Here is a 17,808-nt window from a genome sequence, read left to right on the forward strand (position 1 = left end):
AAATTTCGATCATGAAGAAAGTATTTCTCGCAATATTATCAGCATCCCTCTTTTTAAGTTGCAATAAAAAGAGTCTTGACCTGGTAGATCCTAACGCACCCAACCCTGCTGTACTAAAAACAGAAGAGGGATTGATCAGGGGAGCCCTTGGCATATACAGTAAATTCGGTCTTGAATTCTGGTGGCTGACCCTCGCCAATCATGATATTATGGGTGACAGCTACACTATCAGCGCCGGTAACTTCTCCTGGAGATGGGTAAACCAGGTATCTAAAATCACCTTATCTAACGGGACTGTGCTGACCCCACCCCAGGGCGGTTCTCAGAGTACTGAACTTAAAAACCGTAATGACCGTTCATTTGGTGGTGACAATGCCTTCTACAATGAATGGTACTCGCTTTACCTGGTTAACAATCAGGCTAACCTCATGCTGGACGTTACCTCACAAAATGATCTGGTGATGAGTGGTAGTGCCTATGCACAGGCCACCAAAAAAGCACTGATACGTGCTTTTGCCTACTGGTGGAAAGGCTTTGTCTACTCCAGAATCGGCTCTATGTACATCGCCGGTATACAGGCGGATAAATTTGTAGATGGTACCTTACTTAGCCATGATTTCATTACCCATGACGCAGTGGTGAAATTAGGTAACGACAACTTTGATGCCTGTGTCGCTGAGTTGAACAAAGTAACCAATATTGATGCATACAATGCGCTGTTCAAACGTCTCATTCCTGACTTCACCACCAGCGGCAAAGGCGGCATCATCAGCCCTGACGCATGGAAAAGACAAATTGCCACCTATAAAGCCAGAAATCTGCTCGCGAACAAAAAGGTAGCGCAGATGACTGCTGCAGACTGGAACACTGTTTTAACACTGGCCACTGCAGGTCTTGCAAAAGATGACAAAATCTTCACTATGCGCAGCGCAGACGTAAACGATCTGGTGTCTATTACAGCCTGGTCTCCATACAGATTACAGGTAGGTTGGGCTAACCTCAGCGAACGCCTTGTACAGGACTTCAAAGCCGGCGATAAACGTTACGACCGCAACATTGATGGTCCGTACGCACCTTATGGCAACGAAAGGAACAGAGGCGCGCAATATGCTACCAGATGGTACCTCTTTGAGATTTCCGATGGTGGCGACTGGGCTTCTACCACCACCGGCCTGGCCGAACTGCCTGTTGCCTGCACCTACGAAGAAAATGAACTGATGCTGGCCGAAGCCAATATCCACCTGGGCAATATCGACGAAGGCTTAAAACATGTAGACAACGTACGCGACTACCAGAACTCCGGACTCGCTCACGTATCTGGTACAGGTCTTACTCAAACAGACGCCCTTGAAGAGCTGCGTATCGAAAGAAGAATCGGCCTTTTCCTGAAAAACGTGGCCTTCTATGATGCCAGAAGATGGGGTATTACTGCACCTGCTGCACAAGGTGGTGGCCGTAAAAACGCATGGGTTGTAAAACCTGACAACAAACTGGATCAGAATGCAACCATCGAGTATAACTACCTCGACTACTGGGATGTACCGATGAACGAGCTGGACTTCAACACACCCAGCAGCACTTCCGCACCGGTGAAATCCAACTAAAACTATACAACAGACAAATAAGAACGGGGCAGCCTTCCAGCTGCCCCGTTTTTATTCGTGGAGCCTTCCAGCATGGTGGTTGAATTGGGTAAGTACGTTAACAATTTATTAAGTGGCCGAAGACAGATTGGGCCCAATACCATATCCTACAAAATCAACGAGGTAAATATATCCTTGTGCCTTAGCTGCTTCAGACCACTTATCAGCATAACTGGCTTGGTTCTCCTGATCATATTTACAGGTGTCTTCATACGTCCAGACAACAACCTCACTAACCACATAACCATTTAACGTAATAAGGTCCCCAACTAAACCAGCCTTGGAAGACAGCTCCCCAATAACCCTGTTGGTACTGTCAAGGCATAGTTGATATATGCTAAATGTATTACCATTGGCATATCGGTCTACTCTTCGTATACTAACACTGTCACCGCTTTTCACATGCTCGTTGATATATTCATTAATTCCCTGGCTAAAATTGAATGCAGTAGCAGCCCAGCCAATCTTCAGTTTTTGAATACCTGGCGGCATTGGTTTACCTAAGCGGGTAGTATCCGTTTCCGGCAACAGATATTGCCTATTTGCGATCAGTGCCCATTCTCTGTGATATCTGAAAACAAGCAACCTATACCGAGCTCTGGTAAAGGCAACAAACTGCAGTCTTTTCTCTTCTTCCAGCTGTTGCATAAGTTCTGCCGGTAAAATGTTTGTTTGGGCAACCAGCGGCAGATTGGAGAAAGACGGAGGAATCAATACGGCATCAAACTCGAGCCCTTTTACTTTATGCATTGTAGTCAATACTATCTCTGTTTCATGAAGTGCCTCATTCACTTCGTCAATATATTTTTCATATATGCGATATAGTTGTCCATCATCTTTATGAGTAAGTTCACTGATAAAATCAACCAGTTCATCAAATAGTGTATACTCGTCCTGCTCCGCCAGAAATTCCAGTACTATTGCATGAATTACCCGCAGATAAAAATGGTTCCAGCCAGGATACTGTTTAATAAGATCCTGAATGAAATTACCGATATCATACTTAAAACCGGCAGCAATCTCCAAGCCGGACTTACTCCGGATATAAGCCATCACAGCATGGCATTCCCGGATACGGCTAAACTCATAGGGCAGGGCACCCTGAATACGTATTCTGACATGGGGAAGATTTAATTCCTTTACTTTTTGATATCCTCTAAATACTTCATTATTGGTTCTGAATAAAATCGCAATCTGTCTGTATTCCTTACCGGCAACTTTTTCTGCCAGTAATACCGGTATTTTTGACCACCAGGTTATTTTCTCTTTAGTAGTATCTATCAATTCCACATAATTAGTCATAAACCCTGCGTCGGGTATCCTGGTAGGTCTTGGGATCAGGTTCCGGTACTCCTCATTCAGGGATAACATACTGCTGGCGGTATGTAGAATATCGGGATAGGATCGGTGATTATCATTCAGGTAAAAGAGAACAGGTGAAAAAATCTTATTAAACCGGGTATAATATGGCCATGGTCCCATCTCTCCTCCATCCTTTATCCTTTCATACCCATAAATGCTTTGATTCGGATCTCCGATAATAAATAAATAAGCACGGGTATGTTTATACAACTGTTCCAGCAGATTAATCCTTACGTTGTTAATATCCTGAAACTCATCCACCAGTATATATTTCAGCTCACTCATCTGGCTCATCACCAAGCCCGCTGACTGCCTCAGCTTTTCCAGAAGAACATCCTCCCACTGATCAAATGGTTTTCCTTCCAGCTCTTCCCGACAATATCGTTTAGCCAGTCCGTGGAAGGTGAAGATCTTCAAACGCCTGGCTAAACGACCATAACCCAAGGCGTTAAATAGTTTCCCCAACCGTTCCTTCAACTCTGAAACGACTGCTCTATTATAAGCCAGTACCAGTATTTCTTCTGGCTTAATTCCAATATGGTGTACCAGTTTTGCAACCCTTAGTGTGAGTGTATGCGTTTTTCCCGTACCTGGACCAGCCATTACATTAACATGTTGTTTCACCTCCGTATCATAGACAGCTTTCTGTTCTGCATTCAATTTTTTTTCTTCCAACAGAATAGCATCTCCGCGCCATTTTTTGAGTAATGGATCGTTGGGAGGCAATGCTGATTGCAATAACTGTAACAGGCTTTCCAACGAATTACAAGCAAAATAACCTTTGATAAACTGGTCGTGCTGGCTTCTATCCAGGTCCTTCATTACCTGCAGGGCTATCAACTTCAGTTCCCGGATCTTCTTAGTTGTTTCAAATTCGTCAAACACCTTTTTATCATCTGACTGAAGGTCTTTTTCCCGGATATCTTCCACCGACTTCAGATATACTTCGATACCAGAGGGCATCAATCCCTCTGCCCTAATATAGCCGGCTACAGACAGAATATACAACAGGTCGGAGAGGTACTGAACATGTTGTTCAATACCTAATTTGGCGATTATATCCGCCCAATTGAACGTCTTCATGTTTAGATCGAAAGCACCTGTTGCAACCTCATCCACCAGTTTCATACAATCAGCTTCCATCATTTTTAAGCGGCTAACCCATTCTTCCTTCTTATGGTAACCATTAAAGACAGACTGGCGTATACTGATCTTTCTTGCAGCATCCGGTTCTTTATCCATCAGTGTCTCATGCCTCGTTTTTTTCAACAGCTGAATGATGGAAAAAGCATGTCTGACTCTTTTTTTACGGATATCTGTGATATATTTTTCTTTCTCCTTTTTGATAGCCTCTTCCTGTTCCTTCTGTGACCAGGGCAGTTTCTCATCTCCTATTTCTTCTTCCAGCACTTCCCGGAGCATTATATCCAGTTCATCACCATCAAAAATCCTTGCACTGATAGCAGGTACTTGTTGCATGACGCATTTGGCCAGCGCAAACATTGCCCGCAATGCAGGATATTTCCTTTCACGGCTTTGTTGTTTACGACAATAAATAATTTCTTCCTTACGTAATTTTGTAGGCTCGATAACAGCCATTTCAGCCATCATGATTAGTTTTGCCTGATGGGCTCTCAACAGAGAACCGAAAAGGCGCTCCAATCCCATTCCTGAGGTGCTTCTCAATGCAGATATAGCTATCCGTATTTCTTTCTGATCCGGATCTATCTGTTGTTCCATATATAGCTGTAGCAGTGCCTTGCAGATATTCACCACTTCCTTATCCGGACAATCTCTCAACCTTTCCTGAAGCGTATTAATCGGTTCTACTTTAAATGACAGATGTGTAACAGTAAGATACCCAAGGCTGATTCGTTGTAAACGCTCCAGCCAGTGCAGTGCCAAACGAAATCTGGTATCCAGGTCTTCTCCGGTTTTCCCCTTTAAATTGCCATAGAGGTTGAGCGGCACAGCAACTGGTTTGTCCGTATCGGATCTCAGGTTTCTGAACTGGGCAATATAACTTTCCAACAGCATTTTAATCTCTATTACCTCATGCCAGGAAATAGTACTTTCGAGCAACTGGTCCTTTAATCTGGGGAAATCATCAGGGGCTGTCAGGCAAATTGTTTTAATGGGTCGGTCTGTATTATTGAATCCTGCCGCACTACGCTGTTGCTCATTTCTGCCGGCGCGACCTATCTCCTGTAAAAAATCTTCGAAGGTACCCGGAGGAGAGTAATGTGTAACAAAATGAATATTCGGGATATCCATTCCCATCCCGAATGCTTTGGTGGCAAATAACAGAACGATGTCTCCGTTTTTAAACTGTTCATAGCTGCTCTTCCTTTCCTCAGCATCCATACCTGCATGGAAACTTCCTACTTTATGAGCATAATTACAGTTTTCCCCCATTACCTTTTTCAGGATATCCGGCATTTGTTCGGCAGCCTCCTCTGTTCCCTTTCTGCTTTTCACAAAAATAATAGCTCTGCTTTTCTCCGGATTAAACTCGCCCTGCTCCAGATATTTTGCTATCTGATACAAGCGCTCATTCTCTTCCCGTACATGTCTGAACTCCATTTTTATATGGTCTCTTACCGGATTATAACTTTTTTCAGTGCCTTGTACCGCTGTGATACCTGGCATTAACCGGCTAATCTGTTCAAATACCTGTTCGGAGATGGTAGCAGAAAAAAGAAGCTTTCGCAGGGAGAAGTCAGCCCCAAAACCTGCTATCTTTCGCCCTGCATTCAGATAGTCAGGACGGAACTCCTGCCCCCACTGCGAAATACAATGTGCCTCATCAAAAACAGCATATTCCAGTCCTTCATCCACTGACAAACGGGTTAGCAAACAATTCTCAAAAGCGCGTGACCGGAAACGTTCCGGCGTAATGTACAGCAAAGCTATCTCACCTCCAGCCACCCGCCTGTAAATGCTTCTGATTTCCGCTTGTGACTTATCACCACTGATAAAATCCACATTACTATAAAATCCCATCTCCCATAGATTTTCTACCTGATCCTGCATTAAAGCTCTCAGTGGACTAACCACCAACGACAATTTACAGGTAAAAGCAGACCGAAACAAAGCTGGTCCCTGAAACAGTAATGATTTGCCAGCTCCGGTGGGTAGGGAAATCAGTAAATCTTTTTCCGCCGGCAGAATATCATTCAAACAGGGGTGCTGATAGGAGTGCCACTGATAAGGCTCTCCTCCACCTTCCGGCATCAGGAAAATATATCGGAGTACCTCTTTGGCTTCCTCCACATCGAAATCCGCCATTGCATTCTGATGCACAGGAGGGAAAAAATATGCAGCTGCAGCTATCTGTGCTTTATATTCTGTATCACTATGCCACAGAGGCAAATCTATCTTACCTGTTTTTAGATCCTTTTCAATATCATGGTAGTCAGACAACCTTGCATCGAGCATGTATAAGCCCGATTCCGGGTGGTTTTCAATAATCATGCTGTAGTATAAATCAATCAGTGGCCGGTAACTACTAATCAAATCAGATAATGCGGGGCCTTTCTGATCCATTTTGAGTCCCCACTGGAAATCATCCTTGTTATTATTAGTATCTCCTATAGGATACACTCTTCTCAGCATCTGATACTTTTCCTGGAGTAGGAAACTGTCCCAGATAAAGTAAAGAGGGCCCTGATAATTGGAGCTAATCACCTTTTCCAGTTCTCTGAGCGTTGCAATCAACAATTTATGGGAAGATTTGTGCATATGCAGTATTTCCAGTTGCCGGCCCAGAGAGGCGTTGTTATCCGGAATAAAGTATCCCATTTTCCGTGCATATGCCTGTAACTGGGGTAACTCCAGATAATCATTTAAAAGGAGCACGAAACTTTTACCTGCATTCGTAACGACCAATCCTTCCAGTATCTTGAACTGATAGGTCCAATACAATTGCCGATATAACGACTCCGGGTTTACCCTTGCCTGTTCCGCGAGTTGATTGGCCGTCCCGTTACTTCTGACTACAAAAGCATGGGCCTTATCAGACGACTCATCAGTCCAGGAAATATTTTTGAGATTCTTGACAGGTAAAGATTTCAGGAAGGCATCTATATTCAGGTTACACCATACTTTTAACTTGCCCTTACCTATCTTCTCCAACCACATATTATGCATATAGGCAGGAAAATCCTGTATACCCAATAATCCGGCCTGCTCCTTTTCCAGGGCTGCAAAGCTTTTTCCACCCGATAGTTGTAACCATACTGATTCCTTTTTTAGTTTATCATAAATGGTTGCAAAGTCGAAATCATCTCCCAGCTGTTGTTTAAATACATGCCAGTGTAATTCAGTACCCACTATGATCACCTCCAGATCTGGAAACAAATCCAACCGGGCGCTCAATTCAGCCGTATCCAGCAGGGAAATACAGGTTATCGAGGCTTCATTTTCCCCCTGGTCGGAAAGACACAACATCATCGCCTGATCCTCTTTAAGCATTGTCCTGATGGCTATCGGCAAACGTTTATAATAAGGCTTGTTTTTCCCTGCACACTGCCTGACATATTGTAACAGCACACCTGTCAACCATGCGCCTTTTTCTCCGTTAGTCACAATACGCTCTTCGGATAAGCACATCCATCCCCCATTATCTCCCAGTCCGAAATGTAGGTTGAAATGACTCTCCAATGTCTCATGTAATAACGCTGGTGCGACAAGTATCTTGTTAGCGGGTGTTTCCAACGCTTTCTTCAATTTCTTAAAAGTACCATCTGGTATATGCAGCTGCTGAGTAGACGGACGGAAAAACGCATCTGATCTCTTCCCGGCAATATCCGTGTCAGTCTGCTGCCATTTGTTTAGCGCCCGCCATTCATTTATCAGCGCAATACATTGAGAGGGCAGGTATGGTATCACATATTCAGCATCTTCCTTTTTTAAAGTAAGGATACGCAATACCTGATTAAGAAATAATAATTGCGTATGTCTTGCATCTTCTATAGCCGTGTGCGTAGTTTTCAGCGCATAGCTGGATCTTCGTGCGTGAAGCAGCATTTCTATTTTTAATGTATCCCAAACAGCCTCCACATTGGGACTAGCGCCATACGATCGAAGTATGGGCAGATCAAACTGTGTTATATTATGTCCTACAATTAATCTTTGTGTAGTATTAATAGTAGTTGTTAAAGCCTGTATAGCCAGCTCCAGCTGCTGAAAATTCTGGTGACTATAACTCCCTTCCTCTGTTTCCCAAGCCACCTCTGAAATTCTTTCTCCATCAGATTCCAGGTCAAACACCAGGTAACCGGTCTGTAGAAGCTCCTGTTTTAAATTCCTGATAAGGTAATTCTCATATGCAGCAGCCAATACAGCATCATTCTGATAAAAATGATGTAATTGGCCATCAGGCAATGTTTCAATAAATGCGGTGACAGGACCGGCTGTGACCAGGAGTTTCAGCAATACCTGTTGTAAGGTTGCCTGGTCAAGGCTTTGTACAATATCATAACGCCATATGTCTACTTCAGGCTGGCTGGATATGACTGGTAGATTTTCCATAAATCCGCTGTACCAACAGGCAAAACTTAGCTTATTAAACGACAGTAACCAGGGATCCAGCACCTCTTTCGGGATGTTGGCCACTATGCTACTCACTGACAGCAGTAAAACTTCCATCGGCTTTTCCTGCAACTTGTTTAGTGCAATGGAAATGAGTTCTTCTGTCTTATGCTCGTCCAACAGGGGTTGTAATATCTCTATCAGCAAGGCAATATCATCCTTACGATCCTGTGGCTCCGACACATATTTCATCAGCAGTCTATGACCATAATCCTTGATCAGTGCAAGTGCACATGGTCCTTTGTGTACAAGCTTCCAGGTTCCCAAACCAAACATTGGCTCAACTTCCGCCATGATAAAGCCAGGTTCTGTAATACCTTCCAGGCCAACCACCTGCTCCCATTGCCTTTCAATCAGTAAGGAGGCAGTCGAACGATGATCAATAAATAATGGAAGAACAGTATTGATATGATTAGCATAATTTTTTCCACTCAGTGTTTTATGCTGGTATACTAACAACTGACCCTTTCGCAGCCCTTTTTTCAGTCCTGTTCTATCAATAAAGTGTCCATTACCACTGAGGAATGATTTTTCCGACACCTCATTAAATGCTTTAAAAGGAATAACATATCCATGGGTTTGGGCTTCATCAATAAATTTTACAATGCCGGTTGTTTGTTGGTCATGATCTTTAATTTCTTCTCTCTTTTGGGATAAAGTAGCGTTATGATCTGTTGCTGTCCGGTTTCTGCGAGCTGGCAGTTGGGGAAGTTCTATTTTGCCCAACACTTTCGGAGACAGGCCCGGGGAATAGAAATTGCTGAATTTATGCTGCCAGGACTTTCTTTCTGAAGAGGCCAATCCTTCCGCACCTTCTTTCAGCAATAATCGGAAGAGTGCCAGTAATTTCTGCGGAACCACATTATCTACTACAGTAAACATAGATAATTCAAGGCCCAATCTTTCCAGGTGGCTTTGCAGATCGCCAACAGGGATGTTCTCCTCGTTTAGAATCTCTTCTAATTCCATCAGGGTAGCTGTTTGGGTTATGTAATAAGGCTAATGAGATTTCATAGGTTTTGGGTAAGCTGCTACTATACTTTCCATTAAGACTAATATACAATTATTTGTAACACAAGTTTCCTTTGCGGTTTTAAGGTCTCTTATATCTGGTCTTGACAAGTTTATTCCGTACTCAAACGCTATCTGCGCGACTCGATATTTGAATCAACTATTTGATCCGGACATACCTTTAGGAGAACTGAATGAAGAGGAGCTATTTTCATATTTAAATTAATTATAAATTATAATTTAATAAGCAGTAACGATAAAAAAAGTATCATATTGATTCCGTCATTCTCCATCTTACATACAGAATTTTCAATAATAATCCCTAACTTCACTATATGAAAAACGGTGATCTTACTATTCCACTAAAGGAACTTGCCACAATCCGGACCGGGCAAACGTTCAAGACAGCACCACAACCTACGGAACATGGCGACCTGAGTGTTTTGCTACCAAGGGACTTATCAGATGGTAAAATCGTTATTCCTCCTATCATGATAAACAGTGGGGAGGTTCCTGCATTGAACAATCATCTCCTGAAAAAAGATGATGTACTGATTGTCAATAAGGGGTCCAGGTTCGGATCATTCCTTTATTCCAATAGTCCCGCATTTGCCATTGCCACCTCTTCTTTTTTTGTTATCACCCCAGGGCCGGATTTACAGGCTAGCTATCTATACTGGTATCTGAATCAGCCTCCAGCAAGACATTACCTGACTCAACATGCAGCAGCCAGTACTACAATACCTTCTTTTACCAAACCAGTGTTGGCCAATCTCCCCATTCCCATTGTACCGGTAGAAGAACAGGAACATCTGGCAAGTGTATTCAGGGAGTTTCAGCAGGAAAGGGATTTATTAAGTATGCTCATGAAAAACAGGGAGCAGTTGTGTGACAGCTATATCTGGGAACGTATAAAAAAACCTGCATGAACAAAGCGATATCAAAAATAGTCAATGCGCTATATTATCACTATTACAGTCGCGGAGGTGACAGGACGTCTTTTTTTGATTTTACCCTATCTCTTACCGCCTGGAAAATCCTTTCTGATTATCAAGCAAGGATTACTACCGATAATAGTGATCATAATAATATCCCGTATATACCAGAGCAATATCGTTTTTCTTTTGTCATGCAGCAGACTATTGAAAAAACGCAGCAAAGTAAAATAACTGAAACTATTGAAAAGCTGGAACAGTTGCTTCCTCCATCCATGAAAGGGCTACTAGCCCTCGAGCACAAGGAAAACAATCATTTTACTATACATGATTGGTCCTCCTTCCGCCAGCTCTGGCTGGACCTCGCAGATCAGCTGGACAATGTAGCTTTACAGGAAAGAGCAGGCTGTATTACTTCTGCACTTGATATATTAATAACAGGTCCCGAATTAATAAGAACTCCAAAGGAATTAGGGTCAATGATGGCTGCATTACTGAACCCTGCTGAAAATACAACCGTGTTAGATCCTTTTTGCAGGACCGGAGACTTGCTGGAAGCAGTCCAAAAACAGACCCAAAATACAGCCATTATTTCAGGCATTACTGAATCCTCGTTTCTCCGTAAGTGGTCTGCAGTACGGCTCCTTTCCGATCTGCGTGAGGATGTAAATATCTATCCGACTACACTCACAGAGAGCCCTTTCGAGCATTTAAAATTTGACTTCATCATTACTAACCCCCCGTTTGGTATATCTGAACAACTCTTCGGCCGTGTAAACAGACATTTTAAAAGAGAATGGACATCCCTTCTGGAACAAGCAAGCAGGAGTGACATGTCGTTAGCCATCCAGGTACTGAATAGTTTATCGCCAAATGGGAAGGCCGCCATCATCCTTCCGGCCGTATTTTTATCCGGCATGGGGGTATTCAATGAATTCCGGAAACTTATCATTGAAAAAAATATTTTAGATGCAGTAATAAATCTTCCACCTGGCATATTCCCACGTAGCGGTGTAACCACAGCCATTCTTCTGTTCAATAAAAACAGGCACCATGATAAAGTATTTCTCTTTAATGCCGCAACAGATAGCATTAGCAGCTCCGGCTCCCTAAGGTCAGTACAGCTGAATTCAGAGACTACCAATAAATTTATCAGCCAGTTTCTTTCTCAGGATTTTACCCAAAATCCGCATGCAGTAGTCATCAGTACACAGGAAATTACTGCCCAAAAATATGAGCTTCGGTATTCGGCTTACAGAGATCTTCCATACGAGCAGATATTAGAAGACGGAAAATCTGTGAACCAGCTACTGGAGGAATCCCGTGATCTGGAAGAACAACTGAAACAAGCGCGGCGACGCATAGCTTCATTATTAAAGAAACATTAACTCCTATTCTTCTTAATAAAATATATGGCAAAACTGAAAGTCAAGGATATTGAGGGAGAAGCCACAGACATTGATTTTCTTTTCAAAAACAGTAACTGCGATCTCGCCAGTTACTTAGGAGCATCGCCTGCTACCAAGGTAAAAGGAAGATGGCTCTGGATAACAGTAGTCTTATTCATCCTGCTGGCCTGCTGTGCTTCTCTGAATCTCTTTAGTGGATATTATAAACAAACAAGCACTATTGGTTTGTTTTTCCTCTGGTCACTAATCATTTTCTTTATTCACTATAATCACAGGAAATGGTCGCTTACCAGCATTTGTTTTGCAGGAGGATTAATCGTGATATTATTGGCCCTCAAGGTTCATAGCGCAGAACAAATAGCTGAAAAACTGGAAAACATGGCGACCAAAAAATATGATAAACACTAAGCATTTAAAATCAATCCTGTAATTCATTTTGACTTATCTTTAACCCACTATGTTTGAACAGATTGACAAATTTGCAGATCAGTGTATTACCCTCACACCACAGGAAAGGGAGTTGTTTCATTCACTGCTGAAGTTCAGGCGGGTGAGAAAACGTACTTATCTGTTACAGGAAGGAGAGATATGCGACTTTGAAGCATATATCGTGAAAGGGTGCATCCGTACTTATTATTTAAGCGATGATGGCACGGAAACGATTTTGTCCTTTGCTATAGAAGACTGGTGGGTGAGCGATCTGTACAGCTTTACGGAGCAGAAGCCCTCCAATATGTTTATTGAAACTATTGAAGACTGTGAGCTGCTGATCATTGACCACAAAAGTAAAAATGAACTTTACCAGAAGATACCCAAATTTGAAACACTGTTCCGCCTGTTAGTGCAACGATCACTTTTTGCTTTACAGCGGCGCTTTCACAGCCTTGTTTCCCAGACGGCGGAACAGCGTTACCTTGCATTTGTTGAAAAGTACCCGCAGATTGTACAGCGGGTACCTCAAAACCAGATTGCCCGGTATCTGGGCGTATCACCAGAATTTTTAAGTAAGGTGAGAAGTGGTATTCAGAAGAAGAAATAAACATCTTCCTTATCTGAATACCAGTTCATTCGCCAGGTCTATTTCATCGCGGATAATGGTGTGTCCCATGTTATCGTATATCCTTTCGGTCACAGCTGCACCCATACTTCTTAATATGCCGGTGGTATCTTTCACCCGCTCTACCGGCACATGAAAATCAGGATTGCTGGTGCCGATAAAAACAGGCGTGCCCTCAAAAGTTCCCTGGTAATTTTCAGGATAGATTTTATCACCGATTAGTCCACCGGTGAATGCAACAGCACCACCGTACTTCCCGGCATTCCTTGTTATAAACTCCAGCGTCAGACAAGCTCCCTGAGAGAATCCCAGGAAATAAATATCTTCCTGCCGGATGCCTTCTCTCTGTATATCTGCCACCAGTTTCTTCAGTATGTCCAATGCTGAAGACAACCAGGGTTCATTTTGCGCCGGAGGCGCCAGAAAAGACTGCGGGTACCAGCTATGGTTGGTGGCCTGAGGGGCCAGCAAAGCATAATCAGCCACATTCAGATGACCGGAAAGGCCCAGGATATCTTCTGCGGAAGCTCCCCTTCCATGAATCATTATCAGTGCTTTTTTAGCCGTTGCCAGCTCCGCTCCTGCTGTTACAATATTTTCCTTATGCATGATCAAGCTTCTTTTTCTGTTAGTGTAATGGAGGCAACACTTTTTCAATATCGGTCCTCATCGGCTCATACTGTTTGGGCAATTTCAGGTTGCGGCCTAGTTCTGCCAGTGGTTCATCTACAGTAAAACCTGGGTTGTCTGTTGCTATTTCAAAAAGCACGCCTCCTGGTTCTCTGAAATACAAAGAGAAGAAGTAGTCTCTGTCGATCTGTGGTGTAATCTGTAATCCTTTGGCATGCACTTTTTCCCGGTATTTCATTTGTATCTCATTGTTGGCTACCCTGAAAGCCACATGGTGGTTGGTTCCTGCAGCATTATGACCACGGTCTCCGTTCGGTAATTCCAGCAGATCAATCACAGCGGCGTTTTCAACGGCGTCGGTAATAAAACGATACCGGTTGCCTTCCTGTGATAATAAACGGTAACCGAATATATCTGTCAGTATTTTGGCGGTAGGATCTATTCTTTTTAAAGACAAGGTAGTGCTGTGAAATCCTTTAGTAGCCACATCCTGTTTTACATCTGCTGTCTCCCATCCTTTCCGGCTATCGGCTGTCTGAGGTACCAGCAATGAGAGGTTTAATCCGTCAGGGTCAGTAAAGGGCAATAATGTCTCTCCAAATCTTTCCTGTGCTTCAGTGAAAGAAACATTAAAACGGGTAAAACGGTCTTTCCAGAAATCGAGGCTTCCGTCCGGTACAGCGTAGGCTATTTCTGTAGCCATCCCTGTGCCATTGCTGCCTTGTCCGATTCCTTCCCAGGGGAAGAAAGTGAGGATGGTACCCGGTGTACCATTTTCATCACCATAATAAAAGTGATAGGTACCGGGATCATCAAAGTTGACGGTCTTCTTCACCATTCTCAGACCTAATACTTTGGTATAAAAATCATAATTACGTTGTGCATCGCCTGCAATAGCAGTAATGTGGTGCAGGCCTAATATCTGTTCTTTCATGTTTATCTGTTTTTTTATTTTTTATCAAATACGGCACGCAGTTCATTTTCAAGCAAACCGCTGCCGCCTCCGAAATGTCGTATCAGTTTTGCGTCCGGGTTGGATATGGTCATTACCTGATTTAAAGCGGCTTCATCATCTTCTGTAACACCCACACAAAGCAACACCACATCATAAAAACCCGATTGTAGTTTTAACATGCCATCTTCCCTGGACATAGCAACAGTTCCCTGCCAGTTGCCATGGCTATCTATCAGCCGGCTCACCACTTTCATAATAGGCTCATCATAACCAATTGCCAGTATCCTGATTGTATTATCCATAAGCAGATTAATTTTTAAGATGATTAAAATTCCATGGGTACTTCCATGAGTAACAATTCAGCCTTCTCTGTCAGCGATTGAACAGCTATCTCCGTAGTGTCCCAAATGCCCAGCCCATCCCGCGCTGAAAGCTCTTTACCCGCTATGAGGAAGTTGCCAGCGATCACAAAAGCATACACGCCGTTACCATTTTTATGCGTCTGATAAGTGAACTGTGTATCCTTATCAAAGGTTCCGATACTAAACCAGGTATCCTGGCGGATGGTGGCTGTATCTGTTTCCTCGCCTGGTTTTATAAACGCATACAGTTTGTTTTCCTGTGCCCGGGGCAAAGTGATCTGTGTATATTTTGGTGTAGTATTCAGCGTTTCCGGGTATACCCATATCTGTAAAAACTTCGCAGGCTCCGTATCACTGTTGTTATACTCACTGTGAAACAAGCCACTACCAGTGCTCATGACCTGTACCTGTCCGGCAGCAACCACCTTTTTATTACCGGCGGTATCTTCGTGCCGCAGTGCACCTTCCAGTGGAAGGCTGATGATCTCCATATTATCATGCGGATGTGATCCAAATCCTTTCCCTGCTGCCACTATATCATCATTCAATACCCGCAAGGCGCCGAAGTTCATTCGCTTGGGATTGTAATAATCCGCGAAACTGAAGGTCTTTTTGCTATCGAGCCATTCAAAATGGTCATGACCGCGACTTTCGTTCTTATGCAAAATATGTTGTGCCATAGGTGAAATGTTTATGCTACAAAGTTCAGTCATCCTTCGTTTCCGGCCGATGAACTATGTTAAGAAACAGACTTAACATAGATTAAGAAAATGGAGCCTGGTAAAACAAGACGGCCTGAAAATTTCAGGCCGTTCAATCAAACGATTATGCCAGTGCTTTCTTTAATTCACTTCCCACCATTAACATAGCACTACGCGTGCCAGGTATGGTGGCCAGCGGATTGAGCAGTCCCCAGTCGTGGATCATGCCATTGTATCTCATGGCTGTAACTGCTACCCCTGCCTCATCCATCTTGCGGGCATATGCCTCTCCTTCATCTCTCAGTACATCATTTCCGGCCGTAAGCACCACTGCCGGCGGCAGCCCTTTCAGCTGCTCATGGGTAGCCTGTAACGGGGACGCATATATTTGCCGGCGTTCTTTTTCATCTGTGATATAGTTGTCCCAGAACCATTTCATCATGTTTTTAGTCAGGAATCTGCCGGTAGCAAATTCCTGGTAGGAATCGGTGTTAAAATTGGCATCCGTTACCGGCCACATGAGAACCTGTAGTTTAATAGCCGGCCCTTTCATTTCATTGGCCTTCAGTGCGATGACGGCCGCCATATTACCGCCTACGCTGTTGCCCACTACAGCCAGCCTTTTGCTGTCCACACCAATTTCACCGCCTTGGGTGGCCACCCACTGCGTAGCGGCAAAAGCCTGATTGATGGCCACCGGATAATGTGCCTCCGGAGACGGGGTGTAATCAACGAATACAGCGGCTGCTTCTGAAGCCACTACCAGGTCCCGCACCAGGCGCTGATGTGTCGGGAAATCACCCAGTACCCAGCCTCCGCCATGGAAGAACATAAACACCGGCAGTATCCCTGTTTTACCTTGTGGCTTTACAATATGGAGCTTGACCGTTTGGCCGCCATGGGTAATGTTTTTTTCAGAGACTTCGACGCCTGACAGATCTACCTGTATGGATGATTGCGCACCTGTTAAAACGGCTCTGGCATCTACAGGAGACAGTTGTTCTATCGGTTTGCCATCACCGGCATTCAATGCATTCAGGAAGGCTTTGGTATTACTTTCTATCCGCGGATCAGTAGCCGGATCAAGCGGAGTGGCCGGCGCAACGGGGATGGTGGTTTGGTTTTGCATGTCTGATTATTTTAGCTGGTTAGCAATTTTTTTTCTGCTGTTTAACCTACCTGATAACGGTTTTAGATATGATTCGGTTTATTAATTCAATGGGCATGGCTTTTGCTGCAATGGCATCCAAAAAATCCAGATATATAGCGCTATGGAAGAAAAGCACATTTTTTATACAGAAGGCGATGACCCTGCCATGCTCGGGGCTTTTAAAAAAGCTCAGGAAACCTTTAAATACTGCTGGCGGGAGCTATCCTGGGAGTCCCGCAGGATTGTGCCTGCACTGGACTTCGCTTGCGTTAAAGTAGCCTTTTCGGAAGAAACAGATATTCCCGGCAAACCCATCGTTGAATATATGTGGGTAAACGAGATCAGTTTTGACGGAGAGACTGTCCGCGGTGTATTGATCAACGAACCAGACAGATTACAAAACGTAAAGAACGGTGATTATATAGAAGCCCCGTTATCCCGCATCTGCGACTGGCTGCTGGCCACCGAAGGCAGAAGTTATGGAGGTTTTACCGTTCAACTGCTGCGCGCCGGGATGAGCCTTGAAGAACGGCAGCAACATGATGAAGCATGGGATCTCGATTTTGGCGATTATAACGATATACTGATCGTACGCGGTCAAAAAGAACACCCCGACAACCTGACAGAACATCCCATGAGCGTGAATATGAAAGACAGCTTCATCAGCTTTCTGCAGCAGCACCCCAATGAGATCACCCAGCAGGATGATGCCGGATACACCCTCCTGCATAAAGAAACCATCGCCGGCAACAAAACAATAGTAGAAGCACTGCTGGAAGCCGGTGCCGATAAAAATGCAAAGACCCTCCATGGGAAAACAGCCCTGGACTTTGCCCGGCAGCTGAACTGGGAACATATCATTCCATTGCTCAGCCACTGATAAGTTCATTCTTTACCTGTCCGGTTCCCGGACAGGTAAATTTCATATTAAATTAATACTTCAGTAATAATTAATTAACCATTTTTGTAAGGCCAGTATATTCCCTTTTAAGCCTGCAAAC

At 43.8% G+C, this 17,808-nt stretch carries 12 protein-coding genes; 6 read left to right on the forward strand and 6 right to left on the reverse strand.

Going from position 1 to position 17,808, the window contains the following annotated elements; genetic code table 11:
• Positions 1-11 precede the first annotated feature (11 nt).
• A complete protein-coding gene (locus KD145_RS08885) occupies positions 12-1,604 on the forward strand; it encodes a RagB/SusD family nutrient uptake outer membrane protein (RefSeq protein WP_212005542.1) in 1,593 nt (530 codons plus the stop codon).
• 108 nt (positions 1,605-1,712) lie between these two features.
• Here the strand turns inward: KD145_RS08885 and KD145_RS08890 are convergent, their stop codons facing one another.
• Positions 1,713-9,566: a UvrD-helicase domain-containing protein gene (locus tag KD145_RS08890; protein ID WP_212005543.1), complete on the reverse strand. Its 7,854-nt coding sequence runs from the start codon at positions 9,564-9,566 to the stop codon at positions 1,713-1,715.
• A 377-nt stretch (positions 9,567-9,943) separates the two neighbouring features.
• Here KD145_RS08890 and KD145_RS08895 point away from each other — a divergent pair, with 377 nt between their 5' ends.
• Genes KD145_RS08895 through KD145_RS08910 form a run of 4 tightly spaced genes read left to right on the forward strand, consistent with a single transcriptional unit; the run spans position 9,944 to position 12,991 of the window.
• Entirely contained in the window at positions 9,944-10,537 is a 594-nt protein-coding gene (locus KD145_RS08895) for a restriction endonuclease subunit S (RefSeq protein ID WP_212005544.1), read from the forward strand.
• A complete protein-coding gene (locus tag KD145_RS08900; protein ID WP_212005545.1) occupies positions 10,534-11,931 on the forward strand; it encodes a class I SAM-dependent DNA methyltransferase in 1,398 nt (465 codons plus the stop codon). Before KD145_RS08895 ends, KD145_RS08900 begins: the two co-directional genes overlap by 4 nt.
• A 24-nt stretch (positions 11,932-11,955) precedes the next feature.
• Positions 11,956-12,360: a hypothetical protein gene (locus KD145_RS08905; RefSeq protein ID WP_212005546.1), complete on the forward strand. Its 405-nt coding sequence runs from the start codon at positions 11,956-11,958 to the stop codon at positions 12,358-12,360.
• A 49-nt stretch (positions 12,361-12,409) separates the two neighbouring features.
• On the forward strand, positions 12,410-12,991 hold the full coding sequence (locus KD145_RS08910) for a Crp/Fnr family transcriptional regulator (RefSeq protein WP_212005547.1): 582 nt from the start codon (positions 12,410-12,412) through the stop codon (positions 12,989-12,991).
• A gap of 9 nt (positions 12,992-13,000) precedes the next feature.
• On the opposite strand, the gene KD145_RS08915 is transcribed toward KD145_RS08910, so the two are convergent.
• The 5 genes from KD145_RS08915 to KD145_RS08935 all read right to left on the reverse strand — a co-directional run bounded on the left by KD145_RS08915 (position 13,001) and on the right by KD145_RS08935 (position 16,786).
• Positions 13,001-13,618: an alpha/beta hydrolase gene (locus KD145_RS08915; RefSeq protein ID WP_212005548.1), complete on the reverse strand. Its 618-nt coding sequence runs from the start codon at positions 13,616-13,618 to the stop codon at positions 13,001-13,003.
• A 19-nt stretch (positions 13,619-13,637) separates the two neighbouring features.
• Positions 13,638-14,573: a ring-cleaving dioxygenase gene (locus KD145_RS08920; protein ID WP_212005549.1), complete on the reverse strand. Its 936-nt coding sequence runs from the start codon at positions 14,571-14,573 to the stop codon at positions 13,638-13,640.
• Positions 14,574-14,587: 14 nt separating this feature from the next.
• Positions 14,588-14,896: a hypothetical protein gene (locus KD145_RS08925; protein WP_212005550.1), complete on the reverse strand. Its 309-nt coding sequence runs from the start codon at positions 14,894-14,896 to the stop codon at positions 14,588-14,590.
• A 23-nt stretch (positions 14,897-14,919) separates the two neighbouring features.
• Positions 14,920-15,636 carry a pirin family protein gene (locus KD145_RS08930; protein WP_212005551.1) on the reverse strand — a complete coding sequence of 239 codons (717 nt, stop codon included), beginning with the start codon at positions 15,634-15,636 and terminating at the stop codon, positions 14,920-14,922.
• A gap of 145 nt (positions 15,637-15,781) precedes the next feature.
• On the reverse strand, positions 15,782-16,786 hold the full coding sequence (locus KD145_RS08935) for an alpha/beta hydrolase (protein ID WP_212005552.1): 1,005 nt from the start codon (positions 16,784-16,786) through the stop codon (positions 15,782-15,784).
• A 142-nt stretch (positions 16,787-16,928) separates the two neighbouring features.
• On the opposite strand from KD145_RS08935, the gene KD145_RS08940 reads away from it, so the two are divergent.
• Positions 16,929-17,687, forward strand: a complete 759-nt coding sequence (locus tag KD145_RS08940; RefSeq protein ID WP_212005553.1) for a DUF2314 domain-containing protein — start codon at positions 16,929-16,931, stop codon at positions 17,685-17,687.
• The last annotated feature ends 121 nt before the right edge of the window (positions 17,688-17,808 follow it).

This window comes from Chitinophaga sp. HK235 (assembly GCF_018255755.1).
Taxonomy (GTDB): Bacteria; Bacteroidota; Bacteroidia; order Chitinophagales; family Chitinophagaceae; genus Chitinophaga.